The sequence below is a fragment of the Nostoc sp. PCC 7524 genome (genome assembly GCF_000316645.1).
In the GTDB taxonomy this organism is placed as follows: Bacteria; Cyanobacteriota; Cyanobacteriia; order Cyanobacteriales; family Nostocaceae; genus Trichormus.
Genome location: NC_019684.1, coordinates 3,652,907 through 3,674,501 on the forward strand (window position 1 = coordinate 3,652,907; position 21,595 = coordinate 3,674,501).

General features: G+C 40.1%; 16 protein-coding genes. 5 read left to right on the forward strand and 11 right to left on the reverse strand.

Going from position 1 to position 21,595, the window contains the following annotated elements; genetic code table 11:
* Window positions 1–120 precede the first annotated feature (120 nt).
* From NOS7524_RS14655 to NOS7524_RS14685, 7 genes are all read right to left on the reverse strand, one after another.
* The gene (locus NOS7524_RS14655) at window positions 121–1,065 is read right to left on the reverse strand and encodes a DUF4351 domain-containing protein (protein WP_015139256.1); all 945 of its coding nucleotides are present in this window, start codon (window positions 1,063–1,065) and stop codon (window positions 121–123) included.
* Window positions 1,066–1,192: 127 nt separating this feature from the next.
* The gene (locus NOS7524_RS14660; protein WP_015139257.1) at window positions 1,193–2,101 is read right to left on the reverse strand and encodes a DUF4351 domain-containing protein; all 909 of its coding nucleotides are present in this window, start codon (window positions 2,099–2,101) and stop codon (window positions 1,193–1,195) included.
* A 142-nt stretch (window positions 2,102–2,243) separates the two neighbouring features.
* Entirely contained in the window at window positions 2,244–7,250 is a 5,007-nt protein-coding gene (locus NOS7524_RS30985; protein WP_015139258.1) for a S8 family serine peptidase, read from the reverse strand.
* Between the two features lie 208 nt (window positions 7,251–7,458).
* Window positions 7,459–7,896 carry a hypothetical protein gene (locus NOS7524_RS14670; protein WP_015139259.1) on the reverse strand — a complete coding sequence of 146 codons (438 nt, stop codon included), beginning with the start codon at window positions 7,894–7,896 and terminating at the stop codon, window positions 7,459–7,461.
* Between the two features lie 122 nt (window positions 7,897–8,018).
* A complete protein-coding gene (locus NOS7524_RS14675; RefSeq protein ID WP_015139260.1) occupies window positions 8,019–8,450 on the reverse strand; it encodes a hypothetical protein in 432 nt (143 codons plus the stop codon).
* 80 nt (window positions 8,451–8,530) lie between these two features.
* A complete protein-coding gene (locus NOS7524_RS14680) occupies window positions 8,531–8,962 on the reverse strand; it encodes a hypothetical protein (protein WP_015139261.1) in 432 nt (143 codons plus the stop codon).
* Window positions 8,963–9,122: 160 nt separating this feature from the next.
* A complete protein-coding gene (locus tag NOS7524_RS14685) occupies window positions 9,123–9,572 on the reverse strand; it encodes a CVNH domain-containing protein (protein ID WP_015139262.1) in 450 nt (149 codons plus the stop codon).
* Between the two features lie 349 nt (window positions 9,573–9,921).
* Between NOS7524_RS14685 and NOS7524_RS14690 the strand changes: the two genes are divergently transcribed.
* The 5 genes from NOS7524_RS14690 (at window position 9,922) to NOS7524_RS14710 (ending at window position 16,544) form a co-directional block, all read left to right on the forward strand.
* Window positions 9,922–10,983 carry a LuxR C-terminal-related transcriptional regulator gene (locus NOS7524_RS14690; protein ID WP_015139263.1) on the forward strand — a complete coding sequence of 354 codons (1,062 nt, stop codon included), beginning with the start codon at window positions 9,922–9,924 and terminating at the stop codon, window positions 10,981–10,983.
* A 732-nt stretch (window positions 10,984–11,715) separates the two neighbouring features.
* Complete coding sequence (locus tag NOS7524_RS14695; RefSeq protein ID WP_015139264.1) at window positions 11,716–13,080, forward strand: AAA-like domain-containing protein; 1,365 nt, start codon at window positions 11,716–11,718, stop codon at window positions 13,078–13,080.
* 43 nt (window positions 13,081–13,123) lie between these two features.
* On the forward strand, window positions 13,124–15,247 hold the full coding sequence (locus NOS7524_RS27845) for an AAA-like domain-containing protein (RefSeq protein ID WP_015139265.1): 2,124 nt from the start codon (window positions 13,124–13,126) through the stop codon (window positions 15,245–15,247).
* Between the two features lie 20 nt (window positions 15,248–15,267).
* Window positions 15,268–15,801, forward strand: coding sequence for a GNAT family N-acetyltransferase (locus NOS7524_RS14705; RefSeq protein WP_015139266.1), 534 nt, complete (start codon window positions 15,268–15,270; stop codon window positions 15,799–15,801).
* Between the two features lie 68 nt (window positions 15,802–15,869).
* Complete coding sequence (locus NOS7524_RS14710) at window positions 15,870–16,544, forward strand: nitroreductase family protein (protein ID WP_015139267.1); 675 nt, start codon at window positions 15,870–15,872, stop codon at window positions 16,542–16,544.
* Window positions 16,545–16,608: 64 nt separating this feature from the next.
* Here NOS7524_RS14710 and NOS7524_RS14715 read toward each other — a convergent pair whose 3' ends face one another.
* From NOS7524_RS14715 to tig, 4 genes are all read right to left on the reverse strand, one after another.
* Window positions 16,609–17,529: an alpha/beta fold hydrolase gene (locus tag NOS7524_RS14715; RefSeq protein WP_015139268.1), complete on the reverse strand. Its 921-nt coding sequence runs from the start codon at window positions 17,527–17,529 to the stop codon at window positions 16,609–16,611.
* 84 nt (window positions 17,530–17,613) lie between these two features.
* Window positions 17,614–18,954, reverse strand: coding sequence for an ATP-dependent protease ATP-binding subunit ClpX (clpX, locus tag NOS7524_RS14720; protein ID WP_015139269.1), 1,341 nt, complete (start codon window positions 18,952–18,954; stop codon window positions 17,614–17,616).
* A 9-nt stretch (window positions 18,955–18,963) separates the two neighbouring features.
* On the reverse strand, window positions 18,964–19,662 hold the full coding sequence (gene clpP / locus NOS7524_RS14725; protein ID WP_015139270.1) for an ATP-dependent Clp endopeptidase proteolytic subunit ClpP: 699 nt from the start codon (window positions 19,660–19,662) through the stop codon (window positions 18,964–18,966).
* A 361-nt stretch (window positions 19,663–20,023) separates the two neighbouring features.
* Window positions 20,024–21,445 carry a trigger factor gene (gene tig / locus NOS7524_RS14730; protein WP_015139271.1) on the reverse strand — a complete coding sequence of 474 codons (1,422 nt, stop codon included), beginning with the start codon at window positions 21,443–21,445 and terminating at the stop codon, window positions 20,024–20,026.
* Window positions 21,446–21,595 lie beyond the last annotated feature (150 nt).

The window sequence follows — 21,595 nt, forward strand, 5'->3', positions numbered from 1 at the left end:
TTGGATTGGGCAAGGATATTTGATGGTATTTTACCAGAGCGTAGGCTTTGCCCGTCGTAGACATCGCCCGTCAAATCAATAGATACGGCGGGCGATCGCTCATATTAATTATGATTAAATTTATTGATTGGTAGTGTTTTGTTTTTGTCTTAACCAGAGTTCTAAATCTGCGACTGTGGCAAAATCTAATAATGCTTCTCCCAGAGATTCTAATTGTTCAATAGATAATTGTTGAATTTGCTCGATGAGAGATGAATCGATGTTTCCCAGTCTTCGATTTAATTGGCGCACAATTAACTGTTGTTCTCCTTGTTGCAAACCTTGCTGTACACCTTGCTGTAAGCCTTGTTGTAAACCTTCTTGTCTGGCGCGTTCTCTGTCTTCCTGATACAGTGGTGCTAATCTCATCACTAACTCCCGGTCTTCTGTTTCGATATTCTGGTTGATTCGCAAATTTTGTTGCAGGCTATAAAGTAATTCTAGCGTCACTCTTTGGAATGGGTGATTTGCTGGTAGTGCTGTTAATTCATCAATTGCGCGTTGCTGCACTTTCCCACGTCCCAGGATTCTCAACCATAGTGTTTCGGGAATAGATGGTAACTGATGAATTACAACTATGGCTGTGCGGAAATATTCAGGTAAAAAGTACACTCCCTCTACCCAATCTGATTTGAGAACTCCACCAAAACCAGCAATGATTGTTTCTGATGCGGTGAGTGTGAGTATCCATTGTTGGGGAATTTCTGAGTCTGATATTTTGCTTTTGTTGCGATTTGCTTCTCGCTGAATTGCCTTGTTTACTTCTAATGATTTTGATAGACAATCTTTAATTTCTTCGATGGATGTGGGGTTGCGGAATGGTTCAAATATGGCTGGGGTTGTGGCCATTGAGCCTAATATTCCCAAGGTGTTTAAGTTGGTTGTTTGTGTGGGAATTGGTGTGAATAATACGTCTATTTCTTTGACTTCTGCTGCGACTCGACTTGGTGCTTGGACTATTCCGAATGGTTTGAGTAGTTCTTCTAGGTAGTCTTTGGAAAATTGGTCATGGATGAATCTGGTCATTCCTTTGGCTTGGGCAAGGATAATTGATGGTATTTTACCAAATGGCGTAGGCTTTGCCCGTCGTAGACATCGCCTGCCAAATCAATAGATAACGGAGGGCTATCGCTCATATTAATTATGATTAAATTTATTGATTTGTGGTGTTTTGTTGTTGGCTTAACCAAACTTCTAAATCTGCAACTGCGGCAAAATCTAGTAATTCTTCCCCTAATATTTCTAACTGCTCTATTGATAACTGTTGAATTTGTTCAATGAGCGAGGAATCGATGTTTCCCAGTCTTCGATGTAACTGCCGTAGAATTAACTGTTGTTCTCCTTGTTGTAAACCTTCCTGTCTAGCGCGCTCTCTGTCTTCCTGGTACAATGGTGCTAATCTCATCACTAACTCCCTATCTTCTGTTTCGATATTTTGATTAATTCGCAAATTTTGTTGCAGACTATAAAGTAATTCTAGCGTCACTCTTTTGAATGGGTGAATGCTTGGGAGTGCGGCTAATTCGTCAATCGCTTGCTGCTGTACTTTACCACGTCCTAGTATTCTCAGCCATAGTGTTTCGGGAATCGATGCTAACTGATGAATTGTAACTATGGCTGTGCGGAAATGCTGGGGTAAAAAGTATATTCCTTTGACCCAATCTAATTTCGGCTCTCCTCCATAACCGGATATGATGTTTTCTGATGCGCTGGGTGTGAGTATCCACAGTTGGGGAATTTCTGTGTCTAGTATTTTAATTTTATTACGCTTTGCTTCTCGTTGGATTGCGCTCTTTACTTCTGATAATTTAGAGATACAATCGCTAATTTCGTCTACTGATGCGGGGTTGCGGAATGGTTCAAATATGGCTGGTGTTGTGGCCATTCTACCTAATATTCCCAAGGTGTTTAAGTTGGTTGTTTGTGTCGGAATTGGTGTGAATAATACGTCTATTTCTTTGACTTCTGCTGCGACTCTACTTGGTGCTTGGACTGTTCCGAATGGTTTTAGTAGTTCTTCTAGGTAGTCTTTGGAGAATTGGTCATGGATGAATCTGGTCATTCCTTTGGCTTGAACAAGGCGAATTGATGGTATTTTACCAAAGCGTAGGCTTTGCCCGTCGTAGACATCGCCCTCCAAATCAATAGATAACGGAGGGCGATATCTTAAGGTTTTTTGATGTGAAGTAACTGATTAGATTTTATTAGGTAAATAGGAAATTAGCTCCGAATAAATTAACATTCACATCACTGCTAATAAAGCCAGATGTACCTGATATGGTGGCTAATAATTGACCTGTTCCAAAGCCTGTATTACCAGCCAGACCATCACCGATTCTTAGTTGTGTACTTGTTCCTGATTTCACTAAATCAATGTTAGCGATACCTGTGAATTGTAATTGATCACCACCGACACCACGCACAAACTGATAAATAGTATCTGTTCCATGACCAGAGGCATAGTTAACGATATCCGCTGCATTATCATTTAGGCCTAAATAAAGGCTGTCATTACCAGTACCACCATTGAGCGAATCTGCCCCGAAACCGCCATTAAGGGTATCATCACCAGAACCACCAATTAAGGTGTCATTGAAATTAGAACCAATCACTCGCTCAATACTGATTAGGGTGTCTGTACCTCCTAATCCATCAGTGGCTATACCCGTGAAGAGGTTGACATTAACTGCGGCAGCGGCACTTTGATAAGAAACGGTATCATTACCAGACCTACCATTGAGCGTATCATTACCAGCCCCGCCAATTAAGGTGTCATAACCACCCTCACCAATTAGGGTATCATTACCATCACCACCATTGAGGCTATCATTGCCATTGCCACCTTCTAAGGTTTCATCACCAGAACCACCAATTAAGGTGTCATTGAAATTAGAACCAATCACTCGCTCAATACTGATTAGGGTGTCTGTACCTCCTTGTCCGTCAGTGGCTATACCTGTGGAGAGGTTGACATTAACTGCGGCGGTGGCACTTCGATAAGAAACGGTATCGTTACCAGACCTACCATTGAGCGTATCATTACCAGCCCCACCAATTAAGGTGTCGTAACCACCCTCGCCAATTAGGGTATCATTACCATCACCGCCATTGAGGCTATCATTGCCATTGCCACCTTCTAAGGTTTCATCACCAGTGCCACCAATTAAAGTGTCATTAAAATTAGAACCAATCACTCGCTCAATACTGATTAGGGTGTCTGTACCTCCTTGTCCATCAGCTGCTGTACCTATGGAGAGGTTGACGTTGACAGCCGCTGTGGCACTTTGGTAAGAGGCAGTATCAATTCCTAAACCACCATCAAGGGTATCATTACCAGCCCCGCCAATTAAGGTATCATTGCCATCTCCCGCCCAGACTTGATCATTACCATAGCCTGCATCGATATAGTCATTTCCTGCGCCTCCAAAAATGTCATCATTGCCACCTTCAGTTATATTCCGCCCAGGAAAATCTTTATCATCTCCGTAAAGCTTATCATCACCATCCTGTCCATCTATGGCATCATCACCAAAACTGCCATAGATAGTGTCATTGCCTGCACCTCCTTTAAGGGCGACATAATCTCCGTTGGGATCGAATTTGTCGTTTCCAGCACCCCCATCAATGAAATCATCACCAGCATCACCAAGTATCCGATCTACACCAGCCGCACCATAGAGTGTGTCGTTGCCATCTCCACCCCAGGCTGTGTCATCACCGTAACCTAGATCAATATAGTCGTCTCCAGCCCCTCCAGAGATAACATCGTTACCACCCTGAGTTTGATTGAGAATATCTTGATTTAGCTCATCTCCGTACAGTCTGTCATCACCGTCGCCACCATCAATGATGTCATCACCAAAACCACCATAGATGGTGTCGTAACCTCCACCACCTTTTAAGGCGGCATAATCTCCGTTGGGGTCGAGAACTTTGTCATTCCCAGAACCGCCAAAGATAATGTCATCACCTTCGTCGCCATAGATAATGTCAACATCATCCTGTCCATCAATGATGTCATCACCATAGCCACCATAAATCAAATCATTGCCGGCTCCACCTCTTAATCCAGCAGTGAAGTCTGGACGGCGATCATCTCCATCTCCTCCATAGATAGTGTCATTACCGTTATCACCTTGCAGTTGATCTCGTCCTGCTCCACCGTCGAGAATGTCATTGCCATCGCCGCCGTAAATGAGGTCATTGCCACTTGTGCCGATATATGTATCGTTGCCTAAACCAGCACTGGGAATAAAATTAATAGTTTCGTCAGGTCTTCCACCTCTGGGCAAGGCGTTAAATAGATTCAGAACGTCATAGCCAGATACATTGCCTAATTGCTCAATGAAGCCTACACCAGCTGTAGCTCCAGTGGCTGTGGGGTCAAAAAAGAAGTTAATAAATAAGTCATTGGAACGTGTGGCATAACCATCTTTATTGAGGTCGATTAATAGGTTGTTATCATCCCATCTGTAAAGTCCCACTTTTCCGCTTTGAAGTTCAGATAGGGAAATAATTACATCTTTGATATTGAGAGCATCATATCCGCCATCATCTTGAATGATAGTTGCAAACCCATCGGCTGCTGAGACGAGATATAAATCATCTCCTGTACCACCGTAGAGTTCATCCTTTCCACCTTTGGCTACGAGAATGTCATTACCTGCATAGCCATAAATCTGATCCTTTCCTGTCTGTCCACCAAGATAGTCATTACCTGCTGTACCCTTGATTGCAGATTGATCGCGATCGTCTCCTGTAGTTCCAGTCTTAGGACTGTTACCAACTAAACTTAAAAAACTGGTACTATCCAAACCAGCAATGTATTCAATAAAGCCAGTTCCTTTAGTATTGCCTGTGCCGAAAAAGTTGAGGAGAGTGACATCTTGAGCAAAGATGAATTTGTTGTCTTTGTTCAGGTCAATTACTAAGGCAGTTCCAACCCTGGCAAGGTTAGATATACTGAGTGGGAAGTTACTAATGTTGAGTTGAGGGTTTGTAGGTAACTGTTGCAGTGTTAAGGTATCTATGCCAGATTCATCTTGAATGATGCTTCCAGAGTCATTGACTACTGGATTGTTGGGATCGAGATAAACCAGGTAATAGAGGTCATTTCCTGTTCCTCCTAAAAGGGTGTTAACACCACCACCACCTGTTAAGAGGTCATTGCCTGTTCCTCCTAAGAGGATATCGTTGCCATCTTGTCCATGAACGGCATCGTTACCATCACCACCTAAGATGATGTCATCTCCAGCACCGCCTTTTAACCCTTCACCGCGATTTGCATCTTGGTCATCTCCCGCACCGCCATCAATATAGTCATTGCCATCATCGCCGTATAGGAGATCCGTAAAAGTTCCAGCACCTCCTAAAATGGTGTCATCACCATTGCCACCATGAATGTAATCGCCTCCAGATCCACCATCAATGCTATCGTTGCCATTATCACCATAGATGGTATCGTTCCCTGCGTCACCATTGAGAATGTCATCACCCCTACCACCAGACAGAAAATTAGCAGCACTATTACCGATAATTGTGTCGTTACCATCCCCAGTAAAGGCTTTTTCGATGGTAGTTCCTGCACTGATAATTAAGGCATACCCATTCAGATTACTTGTAGAACCTGGATTGAGGTTGAGGTATGAGTAGTTAACAGCCGCAGCGTTAATGGTATCAATACCCGAAGTATCAGTCAGTGTATTGGAGTCATTAATACCATCATACTCATTAGTGTAGAAATAAGTGTCATCAGCTGTATCTGCATCCCCGTATATATTTAATTTCCAACTGTTGAACATCCCAGTGTTTGTAAGCTGTGAATCACGTATTTTGAGTATCCAATCGCCAGCACTGTTTTCTCCCCAAAATTGTGAACTTGAAAACCTAAAATTGATATTATCTCCAGCATCTGGATATCTAACTAAAGTGCTTGTAATTTTTTTACTGGGGGAGATAAGTTCAACAATTAAATCGCCTCGATGGGGATGAGTTATATTGAGTTCTACTTCCACCCAATCAATATCTAAACTAGCAGCTAGGATAAAAGTATAACTAATCTCACTATTATCTGTAATGGGCAAGCCTACATTGCCTGAAGCATAAGAATAAGACTGTTCATTGTTAAATCGGCTCTGTTTTTGCCAAGTTTCTGCCAAACGGACGGCAGCATGAGCATCAACCAAGCCAAATCCATAGTCATCACTGACGTGTAAACCTTTATTATTCCAGTTCTTAGCTCCATTATTGTTGTAACTGGAGCTAGAACCTGTTTTACGGGCAGAATAGGCGAGAATTTCTTGAATATCTCGATAGCCCAAATTGGGGTTTGCTTCCAACATTAAAGCCACTACCCCAGATACCATCGGAGCAGCAGCTGAAGTACCATCAAAATTGTTAGTATAATCTCCAAAACTATAGCCAGCAGTTCCTGTGCGATCAGTGGTAACAATGCTAGAAGGTTCGCTGCCAAAAGCAGAAACAAGAATAGAAGCACCAGGGGTACTATAGGATGTGATGTTTCCATCCTTCTTAACAGCAGCGACTGTAATTACGTGTCGGGAGTTTTGAAAGTTGTGATAGTTGGTATTATCTCCTGTGTTACGGCTGTTTCCGGCTGAAAATACTATCGCTGTTCCTCGTCCATTACGTCCATTGGCAACAGCATTTTGGATAGCTTGTCCTGCTTGGGGAAAAGTATAAAAATTATCGTAAAAGCGGTTATAGCGATGATTACCTAGCCCTCCAAACCCCCAACTATTATTGACAACATCAACATTGACGAAGTTATGCAAAGCATTAGTAACCGCACTCATGAATTTATTAGCGTTACTGTCGGAATCAACGAGAATAGAAATAGCTCGAAACCCTGTAATCTTTGCACCATAAGCCACTCCTACCACACCATTACCATTTCTTTCAGCAGCAATGATACCTGCTACAGCAGTACCATGTGCGTTGCCAGAAGTTCCGAAGGGATCTTTATCGTTATCGTCATAATCGTAGTCTTGAAATGTATCGTAATTATCATTCAAATCTTCGTGGTTGTAATCAAACCCATCATCAATCACACCGACAACAACACCACGCCCTGTATAGTCATCCCAAACATTAACTACGTTGAGATCAACACCAAGAACACCAGTGGATTGATCGTAGTTGTATAGATACCATTGATCCTTAAATAAGGAGTCGGAAGGCAAAGTAGCCATAAGGTTGTTTATTTATTTTGACAATTAACGTTTCATGGCAGCCCAAGAGGGTATTTGAAAACTTGTCCCAAATAACCTGTATAAATTCGCAGTGTCCAGATCCCCGACTTCTTTGAGAAGTCGGGGATCTAACTTCTTCCTAATTTCTTAGCGAATGATTTCTGGTTGCTAAGAGCGATCGCATCTTAGTTCATTAAAAAATTAACGATTATCTCAGTGAACCAAAAAGATCAGATAAATCTTTTCCGATCTCTTGTTTGTATGTAGGTTCATCCATATTTAAACATTTGTTTATCAGGCTATAATGCTCTTCTGATCGACCTTCAAATAACCTAAAACGTGTATTTTTTAAATAGGCATAAGCTTGACAAGCATTATCACTACTAGCTGAGAAAAAATAATCTTGGGCATTCTGAATTTCTTGCAGCATTGCATCCTTCACATCACGAGTAGTATGGCTATTAGCCCAATTTATTGATTCCTGCGGATCTACAATAGATTCACCTCTAATAGCCTTACCTGCATTGACTAAATAAGCATATGATTCTGCAATTTCTACACGAGTTTGGGCTTGTGCTGGGTTAGAGGAAATTACAAAATAGGTATAGGTGAGCATTAAAGCACTCACAACATTAAACTTACGCATGACTAACTCCTGATTAGTTGTAAATTGCTTTCAAAGCATCCATAAATGTGTGCTTATTACAAAAAGCGATCGCACCTCAAAATACTTACCTATTATGAGAGCAATCACCTAATTTTTACTGCTTATCTCAGTGAACCAAAAAGATCAGATAAGTCTTTGTCAACCTCTTGCTTGTATTTAGGTTCATCCATATTTAAACAGGTATTTACTAGGCTGGAATGATTTTCTGAGCGACCTTCAAATAACCTGAAACGTGTATTTTTTAAATAGGCGTAAGCTTGACAAGCGTTGTTACTGCTAGCTGATGAAAAATAATTCTGAGAAACTCTAATTTCATGTAGCATTGCATCCTTAACCGCACGAGTTTTACGCTTGTTAGCCCAGGCTATTGATTGTTTATGAGGTACAGGGGATCTACCTCTAATAACCCGACTTGCATTAACTAAGTAAGCGTATGATTCTGCAATTTCTACACGAGTTTGGGCTTGTGCTGGTGTAGAGGAAATGACAAAACAGGTGAGCATTAAAGCACTCACAAAATTTAATTTACGCATGACTAACTCCTAAGTAGCTGTAATTTTTTCCAATAATCAATAAATTTGTACTTGTCTTGATAAGGCGATCGCACACATTTTTACCTAGTTCTCACCTGATAACAAACATCATGTATGAGATTTGGCTCTGAAATATTTATTGGTTTGCCTTCTCTTTTGTCTATTCTCCCTCGCTTACAATCCACATAGACTTTATAAGTACCACTAGCAGTAGCAATTAAAGCAAGAACTTTTTCTACTTTTCCTTGTAGATCAACTTTTGTTACCCTAGTACTTAATACACGCCATGCCCTGCGAATGCCAAAAGTTTGTGCAAAAGAACTTGAATAAGAACTGCCTAGCAGTAATACAGAAACATTTACAACAATCCATAAGCTAGTAGCTGTGAGTAATGTCAACAAAATTTTCGGTGCTTTCTTCGTGTTAATCATTGAGTTAACCATGCGAGTAATACTTAGTTGATAATAGTGGTTTTTCTCAAATACATATTTCTCTATTTTGATGACGATCATTTCTAGATTCCTGATATATTTTTAAGGCTAAAAATTTTCTGTCAGCCATTGAGAATAAGGTATTGAGAAAATAAATACAGGGATAACTGCAAAAACTCCAAATAAAAACTGAGAACAAGCTGAAGTTTTGGATGCTTACCCTTTATTTATGCAATGCTAATTAATATCTTTTAGTACAGCTTAAATTGCCATTAAAATTAGCAATATCTCCTATACATAGATTGAAGTTTACTAATTGAGAACTTTGCCAGCGACGACGTTGGTTCTTGCAAGTTGCATATAGGGTGTTTTGATGTGAATAAATATTCACACAGGATTCTAAATAGCTTCCTCTGGGACCCTCTATACATTCTAAATCACCATTTATATTATTAATTCCACCTATACATCGTCTGGGATTGTTGAGGTAAGTTTCAACCCAGTAACCTCTCCTATTTTTACATACTGCATTCAAATTACCTGCTCGATCTATATAAGCATGAGTGCAGCTATTTAAATAAGATCCGTTGGGGACTCGATTATTTGCATTTGCTGTTAGCATCAATGATTCAAAACTAACAAGAACAACAGTTATTATTCCAGTAATAGTTTGATAGTAAATAATTTTCATCTTCCTTTTCCTTTAACTAAAGAATACTTTTAGAGGCTGCCATTTGTGACATCAGACTGTAATCACAAATGTGACATTGTTTTTTATCGCTGTCAACCAGGAGTAGATATATGTAATACAATTACATACAAGTACAAATACGTGTAAATACTTTTAATTAAAGGAAAATAAGCTTAAACTAGCCACCCTGACCTAAATTAAACAACATAAAACCCAAAACCCTTACTTAGTCAGGATTACAACAACAAATTTTCATTCATATACCCCCAATTACAGAGGATGATGAACATTAACTTCTATTAAGATAGTCACAAATGTGATTATAATCTGAAGAAAATAAAAACAACCCATGAACCAACAACAATTCGAGGTGAAATTTGAGAAACTGACAAGCAGACGAAAAGAAGTGTTGCACAGGATACTGGCTGGCGAGACAGATGCAGACATCGCAGCCGCTATGAATATTGGCGAAGCTAGCGTCAGAAAATTTATTGAGAGGATATGTCAGGAATTTGGACTGAACAATGAACATTCTGACAGTCGCCGCTATAAACGTTCAGAGCTAGTGACACTCGTCGCTAAACACAAACCTGACTTATTAAGTGAGCATCATCCACAAGTTACATATCAAGTAACTGTAGCTGAACCTGAAGAGACTGATGATGCTAACGTGACGGAATTTATCTTGCAATTGCTGTCAACGCACCAACCTATCAATGAAGAGTTTAGCAAATTTCTACTGCGGTTTAACTTCAATGAACAGGAGAAAAAGCAAATGCCTAAAGCTCTTAATAAAATAGGATATCAACACTATCTCAATAGCGATTTTAATACCGCATTATCCTATCTAAAAATGGCTGTGGAATTAAAACCAGATTTTGCTTCTGCTCACTACAACTTAGGAGCAACTTATGAAAAATTAGATAATCGTCATCAGGCTTGTGAACATTATAAAATTGCCATGCAATATCAAAATCGAGCAGCAGATGCGGCGATGAATAATTTAGCTCGGTTGGAAATTATCCAAGGAAATAATATTGCTGCTATAGAACTGATTGAACCAATTTTATCAAGGGTAAAAGATAATACCGTTAAAGCCGCATTATATAAAAATCTAGGTTGGGCATATTTTCAGCAAAATTGTTATGCACCAGCCAAACAGCATTTACTCACATCTTTGGAATTAGAAATAGATTATGCTCCAGCTTATGCTTTATTAGCACAAGTCCAAGAAGCAGAGGGAAATCAAGAAGGCGCTATATCATCATGGCAGAATTTCCTGGAATCTTACTCCCATGATCAGCAATTAAATAGAGTCCGTTGGAAGTTACCAGAATTAGAGATTTGGAAACTGAATGCCATGAGAACTGTCAATATCTCAAATTACAAAGATTGCAAGATACACTCTTAATTGAGTTTGTAGTAAGGACTTTAGTCCTTATTTGACTTATTTGAGGGCTAGAGTAAATATTCAGTAGGGTGTGTTACGGCATTGTCATGATTTGAGTATGAGCAACAGTATAAATTGCCGTAACGCACCCCATGATCAAGTTGTGTTACTTATAGAACTTACGCAACTGGCACATTCGTAAGGTGCGTCAGATTTGAGGTTTTCGCTATTCTCAACAGATTTTTGGTATCTGACGCACCCTACAAGATAGGTTGAGTGTGACACCTGCGTAAGTTCTGACTTATTTGAGGACTAAAGTCCTCACTACGAACCTTTAACGTGGTTAACTGGGTGGAACGGTTGGATCATCATCCTCGTCTTCATCCCCACCATGAACGGCGTTTTTAATAATTGATAATGCAAATAGCATAAATCGTCTCTCAGTTCATATTAATTGGTGTTTAAACCAAGAAGAAGCAAGGGTAATTTCTCCGCTTGTTAAGTTTCTTGTTTAATATCCCTAGATTTCTTGTTGTTATTATGTCTGAAAGTATTTGAGATCCCAACACGAAAAAGTAGGGAAATTTTGAATTGAATATGAACTTTCTCAGCCTCAAATCAGAACAAGGTAGGGAAAAGTAAGGTGCAAAGGTGCATGGCAGATACTCAGATACCCTACATCTCAAAGACATAGGGGATCTGTTGCTTTCAAATTGCGGTAAGATTATCCATATTTATCTTGATATATTACCTATGGACTCCAAAGCTAAAATTCCTTGGGGGGAGATTAAAAAATTAGTTGATACCATCGTATTTGAATCTACTCAAAAGTATCTGACTGATGTAGAAGTTCAGGTATTAAAAGGTAGTTGGGAGGGGAAAAAATATGATGATATTGCCAGAGAATTAAATTTAGCTAATACATATATTCAAAATGATGTGGGGGCTAAATTATGGAAAAAACTTACAGAAATTATCGGCGAACCTGTGAGTAAAAATAATTTCCGTCAAGCACTAAATCGCGCCAGAGAAAAGCGACAATCACTACCAATACTGCCACCTATTAACAGGCTAGAGCTTCCCCATGATCCAGTCCCGCTTAATTCTCCTCTTTATATAGAACGCTATTCCCTAGAATCTCTGCATTACACTATAGAGTCTTTCTGCTATGAAACCATTACCCAACCAGCTGCACTCATCCGCATCAAAGCACCAAGGCAAATGGGTAAAACTTCCCTACTGGATAGAATTCTCGCGCAAGCACGTAACTATGGTTATCGCACAGTCCGCTTAAACCTCCAAGATGTAGATGAAGTAAACTTTAGTAACTTAGATAGGTTTTTGCGTTGGTTTTGTGCATATATCAGCCTAGAGTTAAATATAGGCGATCGCATCAATGATTTTTGGAAGCAGCCCATCGGTAGTAAAATTAGCTGTAAAACTTACTTGCAAGACTATGTATTTCCACAAATAGACACCCCCTTAGTCTTGGCTTGTGATGAAGTAGACCGAGTTTTTCGTTACCCTGAAGTTTCTCAAGGCTTTTTTGGACTACTGCGAACTTGTCACGAAGAAGCGAATAACCGAAATATCTGGAAGCAACTGCGACTGATGGTAGTACATTCCACCGAAAATTATGGGCCATTAGATATCAATCATTCGCCGTTTAATATTGGGGAAGCAATAGAGTTGACAGAGTTTACCCCCACCCAAGTCAAGGATTTAGCACAGCGACATCAACTTGATGGGGATGATGATTTAGTACAGCAATTGATGGCTATGGTAGGAGGACATCCTTATCTAGTGCGATTAGCACTTTATCATCTCGCTCAATCATCTCCAGGAAAATGGGGAAGTTTACAACAATTGTTGCAAGATGCTCCTAGCGACGCGGGAATTTATAGCCAACATTTGCGCCGACACCTCGGAATTCTCCGAGAGAATGAAAAACTAGCAGCAGCGTTCAAGCAAGTGATTAGCACAATTGACGCAGCACCATTAGACTCAATATTAGGCTATCAATTGTACAGCATGGGATTAATTAAATGGCAAAGTAATCAAGTCATACCACGCTGTAAGTTATACCGACAGTATTTTCAAGAACGCCTGGGAGATTAATAAATTCCAACTTACTGATTGAATTTATATAAATCTATAATTTATGAATTATGACACATCATTTAAGTCAGCTTTCAATTATTACAAAGTTGGTGGTAGTTTATCCCCAGAGCATCCCAGCTATGTAAAGCGACAAGCAGATGAAGAATTATATACAAGCTTAAAAAACGGAGATTTTTGTTGTGTATTTAATTCCCGACAAATGGGAAAATCTAGCTTGCGAGTTCAAATCAGAAAAAAGCTGGAAGAGGAAGGTATCAATTGTACGTCAATTGACATGACAACAATAGGCAGTTCTGATCATACTGCCGAGAGTTTTTATGCAGGTATTACTTTTGAATTATGGTCTGGTTTTCTAGATGATGTATCTAGATTTTATGAATGGTGGCAACAACATCAAGTTTTGTCACCATTGCAACGACTGAGCCAATTTATTGATAAGGTATTGTTGACAGAAGCATCTCAAAATATTGTTATTTTTATTGATGAAATTGATAACTTAATCAATAGAGAAACTAAAGATGAATTTTTAGAATTTATTCGTGCTTGTTATAATCAACGCGCAGACAAACCCAAATATAAAGGACTAACATTTTGTCTTTTAGGGGTAGTCACACCATCAGATTTGAAAGATAAACAGGGAATACCTTTTAATATCGGCAGGACTATTGAGTTATCTGGATTTAGTCTAGAAGAAGCCAAGCCATCATTAACTAAAGGATTAGCCCAAAAAGTAGATGCGCCTGAAAAGGTTTTACAAGAGATATTATCTTGGACTGGTGGACAACCATTTCTCACACAGAAATTATGCAAGCTGATTGTGGAAAAGCAAGAAAGTAGCCAGCCTAATATCGATACATTAGTTCAAAATTATATAATTAAAAATTGGGAATTTTACGATGATCCAGAGCATTTAAGAACAATTAGAAATCGCTTACTTTTTGATCAGCATCTAGCATATAATAGGCTAAAAGTTTATAATCAAATATTACAGTATGGTCAGATTGATGCTAGTGATGATTCTGAACAAATAGCATTACGCTTATCTGGCTTAGTAGTCAAATACCAAGGCAAGCTAAAAGTTTGCAACCAAATATATCAAAATGTCTTTAACCAAGAGTGGGTTGAAAAAAATCTAGCTACACTCCCACAACCTGTAGATACTACTTCTGAATTTAAAAGTGTAAGAATTTTAAACTATAGTTTGCTAGTTCCCATAGCAATTATTTTGGCTGTCATCAGTTTAATTTCACTGGGTTTTTCATATATTGTTGTTGAAAGTAAACCTTGGAATCAAGCATATAATAGTAGTAATATAGGAGCTATACTTGAGTGTATACGTGTCTGTTTCTTATTAACATTAGAAGTTTATGTGATTTGTTCGGAATTTAGTGAAGAAACTATTCAATTGATTCTAGATAAAAAATTTTATTTGAGACGGAGAACTACCTGCATTGTAGGATTTGTATTTTTATTAATGTTGCTCTTCCATCATTTATGGTATGGGCCACATCAACTGTTGGGAAATAATCAAGTCACATCTCGTGAATATTTTCACCAATACCTACTACCTTATCTTTGGTATTTTCCTTACTCTTTTATTAACTTTATTATTATAGGTATTCCATTATCTGGTTTAAGTATACACGTTGTTATCCAAGATTGTAGTAAGCTCAGTATAAAAATCAAGAAATATCACAAATATCTGACTCAAGTCACCAATAAAATTAAAAAGGCATCTGTTCCAACTTCTGTTGCTGATAAAAATGAAATCATTCAAGAATTAAAACAAATATACTGGGATTTCCATGAAAAAATCCAACGCCCTATCAACTTACTTTTAGGTATTTTAATTTTGATTTATTTTGATGCAACTTTCAGTAGAAGCACATTGTCAAATAGTGCGTATCTCTGGACACAATTATTTTGTATTTTTGGCTTTATGACTCCTGCAATCGTGTTGATTCTCTGGGGATTATTAGCATATCAGAAAAATTTGGCGGAGACTATTGGTGTTTTATTCAAACTCAATTTTGATTTCACTGAAATTGAAAATCAATATAATACGGTTAATTTATTAAAGAAGCTTTTAATATCAAATGTTTTATTCCGTATAATCTGCGTAATTTGTTGTTTACATATTATTTACATAATATTTAAAATCTAGTTCTCAAGCACTTTAATATTATGATCAAAATTGTTAAAAGAAAAATTACCCAATCAGAAGCAGAGTTACTGATTAGAGAAATCAAGCTAACACCTAATATTATGGGTTATGCTTTAACGGAATGGATGGCGGCAGAACACATCATAGTTGCGGAAAATGAAGATGGTAAAATGCTAGGAGCCTGTTTAAATTATGACTTTCATGAACATTGGAATAAAATAGCAGCATTATTTGTATTTAAAGATTTTCGAGGCAGAGGTATTGGTAAACTCTTGTTTTATGAATCATATCAAGATGCAGTCAGACGTAACAAGAATGTATTTACAAATAGTGCTAATCAAATTGTCATCAAAATGATGAAAGATTTAAATTTTATTATGTTTAATAATTTATTAGATTTGCCACAAGTCATTAATCAATATCAATTGACATTTTATTGGCATTCTCTTATATGGCTCATGAATTTATACAGAATTCAAGAAATAATTAGGAAAACAATAGTTTACGGTTATCACACAAACTTTGTTTACGGCATTAATATCACTGCTATTTAACCCATAGATAGAGGGTAAAAGACAAACGAAAATGGGAAAATATCAAAGAAATCCATGACTAAAAACCCATGATTGTAGAAATGCACCCTTATGTGGGTTTGGTAGAAGCTATCAAACAACGCCGTGCTGCTAGAGCCTTTAAAAGTAATGTCATACCCGAAGCGATATTACAAGAAATTTTAGAGCTAGGAATACAAGCACCATCTGGTTTTAACCTCCAGCCTTGGAGATTTATCGTAGTTCAAGAACAACGAAATAAAGACAAACTCCAAGCCTGCGCCTTTAATCAACGCCAAGTAGGTGAAGCACCCGTTGTCCTAATTTGTTGTGGTGACAGACGGGTAAAACAGATGGAAAATATTACCTCCGTCATCCAACTAGGCGAAGAACAGGGAATTATGACACCCAGCTACGCCAACTATATGCGTTCTAACATACCCGAATTCTTCACCAACCATCCCAGTTTCGAGACAATAGAAGCCTGGACAAATCGCCACACCATGATAGCTGTAGCTTATATGATGATTGTGGCTAAAAGCTTTGGTGTTGATAGCTGCCCAATGGAAGGATTTGATAGCCAGCAAGTCAAACAAGCATTTCAAATCCCCGAAGAAGTCGATATTTGCTGCTTACTAGCCCTAGGCTACGCCACCGAACCCTTCAAAGAATATGGCGGACGCTTCCCCATCAACCAAGTATGCTTCCAAGAAAACTATAACCAACCCTTCCGACTCAACCCTTAACCTCTCAAAAAAACTCCGCGCCCCTACCCTGCGGGTTCCGCCTTTGGCGGTATGCGTTTCAAACCTAACCCACTTGCAACTCCGCTATCGGAACTTGCAAAAACTCCCGCACCTGCCGCAAATAAGTAGCCGCATCCTCCAACATCGGAAAATGAGCCGTATCAGGAATCATCACAAACTCCACCTTTTCATTTAAAGCTGCGGCTTGTCGCCCCATTTCAGCCGGAATAATCTGGTCATATTCCCCAGCCACTATGAGAGTTGGCACTTGCAACTTAGCAAACTCCTGCGGCATCAATTCCGCCTGCGCTTTACTTACTGAAGTAAAAATAGTACCTAACGCCGCATCGTAATCTGCTTCCAGAAAATCTTGTAAAAAAGCCTGACGCTCAAATCTTGGTATAGGACGATGTAAAAATCTCGCCATAAACATCCTGTCAACAAATGGTATTTTCCCTAACCATTTGGGACGGAATTTCACAACATAACCACCAAATTTATGAAAAGCTGCAAAGGCTTTTTCATCGTACTCAAAAATGCCACTACAGGTCAAAATCCCCCGTTCCACTCGTTGGGGATAGCGGTTAAAAAACAAAGTCGCAACAGAAGCGCCCATTGAGTGAGCATTTACATAAACAGGCTGGAGCTGCAATTCATCGAGCAGAACCGCCAAATCTTCAGCGTATTCTTCTAGCTCATAAGTTAACTCTTGAATTGCCTGAGTTTTTTCTGGGTTTGATTGCGACTCAACCACCGACTCACTAGCTTGGACGACAGTTGGTTTGCCCTTGGAACGCCCAAACCCCCGTAAATCGTAGAGTAGACAATCAAATTCATCTAGTAAAGCATTGGCTGTACTTCTCCAGTACCTAGCTGAACCCGCCCAACCATGAATGAAAACCATCACAGGCTTTGCCAAACCACTAGATGGTTGTTTCACCCACTCGTAATAATGCTCAACGCCACGAATAGTAATATAAGGCATTAGTCAACAGTCCAAAGTCAACAGTCCAAAGTCAATGGTTATTAGTCAATAGCCTATTAACTAATAACTATTGACTATTGACTACTAAGCTGATTCTGGTTTGGGTAGTGAAGATGGATGTACTAGCAGTTCTGCTGTGGAACGCTTCTCAACCATTTCCCGTGTGACGGTGCAGCGAGTCACATCTTTACGAGATGGCAACTCGTACATCACATCTAGCATGAGTTCTTCGACAATTCCCCGTAATGCCCTCGCACCAGTTTTCCGCCGGTAGGCTTCTTGCGCGATCGCTCGCAACGCTTCTGGTTTAAAGTCTAATTGGACGTTATCCATCTTCAGCAGTTTTTGGTACTGCTTGACTAAGGCGCTACGTGGTTGGGTGAGAATTGCCATTAAAGCTTCTTCATCTAGGGGATCTACCACTGCTACCATTGGTACACGCCCGATAAATTCGGGAATCATACCAAATTTCACTAAATCATCTGGTTCGAGATGACGCAGTACATCTGCTGCCCGCTTTTCTTTTGATTGCCCGTCCCCAGGTTGCACAAAGCCGATTGACTTTTTGCCTCCTCTCTGCTCTACCACCTTCTCTAAGCCAACAAAGGCTCCACCGCAAATAAACAGAATGTTGCTGGTATCAATTTGAATGCAGTCTTGATATGGGTGCTTGCGTCCCCCTTGGGGTGGAACGTTGGCGATTGTGCCTTCTAGCATCTTCAGCAAGGCTTGCTGTACACCTTCACCGGAAACATCTCTAGTAATTGAGGGGTTTTCGCTCTTGCGGGCAATTTTATCAATTTCGTCGATGTAGATAATGCCTCGTTGTGCTTCTTCTACATCCAAATCAGCTACTTGCAGCAATCGTAGTAGAATGTTTTCTACATCTTCCCCTACATACCCTGCTTCTGTCAGTGTTGTGGCATCTGCAACCGCAAAGGGAACATCCAGAATTTTGGCAAGGGTTTGGGCTAGGAGCGTTTTGCCACAACCAGTAGGGCCAATTAACAAGATATTGGATTTTTGCAGTTCTACGGCATCATCAGCACCATTTTTCCCACTACCCTTAGACTGCAAAAGTGCTAGCCGTTTGTAATGGTTATAAACCGCCACTGACAAGACTTTTTTGGCTTCATCTTGCCCTATGACGTGTTCGTCTAGGTATTTTTTAATCTCTCTGGGTTTGGGTATTTGGGTCAGGGAGAGACTGGAAGAGCGGGTGCGGCGTTTTTGTGGGGGTTCTGACTTTGGTGCTGGTTGTGCCGCCGCACCATTTGTATCTAGTAACTCCTCATCTAGTATTTCATTACACAAGTCAACGCATTCATCGCAGATGTAGACTCCCGGCCCTGCGATCAATTTACGCACCTGCTCTTGAGACTTGCCACAAAACGAACATTTCAAATGGGAGTCGTACTTAGACATACCAGCCTCTTATTTCACAACAGTGACATTTTCCCCAGCAGTGGGGAGATTTTGTCTGGAGATAACTTGATCGATCAAACCGTAACTCTTTGCCTCTTCTGCGGACATAAAGAAGTCGCGATCAGTATCAGTTTCGATTCTTTCTAAAGGTTGACCAGTGTGTTTAGCTAATAACTGATTCAACTGAGCTTTAATGTACAGAATTTCCCTAGCTTGGATTTCTATGTCAATTGCTTGACCTTGAGCGCCGCCTAGGGGTTGGTGAATCATAATGCGGGAATCGGGTAGAGACATACGCTTACCTGGTGTTCCGGCTGTTAGTAAAAACGCCCCCATGCTTGCGGCTAATCCAAAACATATAGTAACAACATCGGGACGTATCTGTTGAATTGTATCATAGATTGCCATGCCTGCGTAGACAGAGCCGCCAGGGGAGTTGATGTACAGTTGGATGTCTTTTTCCGAGTCTTCGGCATCCAGGAATAACAACTGGGCAACAATGGTATTGGCTACGGCATCGTCGATGGGAGTTCCCAAAAATATAATCCGCTCTCGCAGTAGGCGGGAGTAGATATCAAAAGCCCTTTCACCCATACCTGATTGTTCTACTACCATTGGCACAATATTGCTGATACCGTTCAAATGGGAGTAGATTCCGATTGGACTGGAATTGCTAATGGTGTAGTTTGCCGACTGCGATACAAGCATAGGAGAACAGTTAAAAGATAGTTGGTACAGATATTTTGGCAGCTGTGGCTGCGCTAAATTCATAGATGGAATTTTGAATTTACCTATGTGTTAACCATTATGCCTCATCTATATTCTTCTCGTATAACACAGGATCAGGCAAAGAAGATCATGAAATAAATACGGCATCACTACACAGGGCATTGGGAATATAATCTCCTTCGCAGAAAAGCCAGCTACATCCTACACCCCTACATCCGTACTCTCCACTCCCTGTATTTCTTAAATAATTGGAGTTGATGATTGCTGAGTGTTGAGTACAAAGTTTTGTGACTCATATACTCAGCATTTATAACCGCAAAATCAGCTTTTGTGGAAAATTTTATTCCCCTGCTGTTGATTCTGTGGCAACTTCTGGTGTTTGTGCCTCAGTCTCAGGTGCAGTTGTCTCTGACTCTTCCTCTGGGCTTTGTAATGAACCTTCTGGTACAAGTTCGACGGTGGAATGCTCTAACAGCCAATTGATGATCTTTTCGGTCAATAGTTCGTTTTCTACGACTGAGCGCAGTCTGTCTTCGTCAATATCTTCCTCTGGATACTGTTCCAACAGTTCTGTGACTCTGGCTTGAATTTCTTCTGGGGTGGTTTCAATTGACTCACGTTTAGCAACTTCTTGTAAAGCCAAAGACCGCTTCAGGCGTTCAATGGCTTCATCGCGCGATCGCTCCCGTAATTGCGGAATAATATCTTCGGTAAATAACTTTCTCACATCCAGCCCTTGCTGCGACAGCTTAATTGCTGTTTGTGTGAGCATCGTGTCGATTTCTTGATCAATGAGGGTGGCAGGTAAATCGACTTCTATGTGTTTCAGTAATTCTGCTAATAAAGCCTCTTGCTGGTTGGCTTTGGTTTTCTCCTCAGCTTCTTTTTGATACCGCTCTTCTAAAGATCCACGCAGAGCTTCTAAGGTGTCAAAGTCGCTGACTTCTTGGGCGAAATCATCATCTAATGCCGGCAGTTCTTTTTCTTTAATTTCTTTGAGTGTCACCGTAAAAATTGCCGGTTTCCCTGCTAACTCTTCGTTAACGTAGGGATCTGGGAACTGAGCGGCAACTTCTTTGGTTTCTCCAGGGTTCATCCCCACTATGCCAGACACAAAACCAGGAATAAATTTATCTTCCTGCAATTCCACCTGAAAATCGCTAGCTTCACCACCTGGAATTGGTTCTGGTTCTGCTGTTTCGTCATCTCCTTCGGCTTTGGCTATGACACCTTTAAAATCAACTACAGCTACATCACCAATTTGAGCTGCACGTCCTTCTACGGGAATCAAGGTTGCCATTTGCTGACGTTCTTGTTCTAGAACTTCATCCACCCGATTGGGATCATGCTTGATTTCTTCGGCTTGAGCTTGCAACCCTGTGTACTGCACTAAATTCACTTCTGGTGATACATCAACAGCAGCTGCAAAAGTCAGGGGTTGGCCTGGTTCGTAGTTATTGATTAAATCATCAAAGTCAGAGCGCAAGCGGGGTTGACCAATTGCCTGAATAGATTCCTGCTTGACGGCTTGCTCAATGCCATCTTGAATGAGTTCTTCTAGTGCTGCGGCTTTAATGCGAGTAATGCCTAAACGCTGTACCAATATCTGCCTAGGTACTTTGCCTTTACGAAACCCAGGAATATTGACTGTACCTGCTAAGTTTTTAATAACCTGTTCGTAAGTTTTCTGAGTAATTTCTGGTGTTATCTCTATTTCCAGCCCAATTTGGCTGGCGGGAAGTTTTTCCTGGGTAACTTTCATGCTTCGTCTCTAATTTTCTGGTGTTTGTGACTCCAAGTACATACAAGAGGCGATCGCTCGCTTCTATTCGGTTAATGTCTCTTGGTTTAAAATGGGAGGTGTCTACAAGGCATATGTCCTGCCTAGCGTAAAGATCCAGTTTACTGCTAA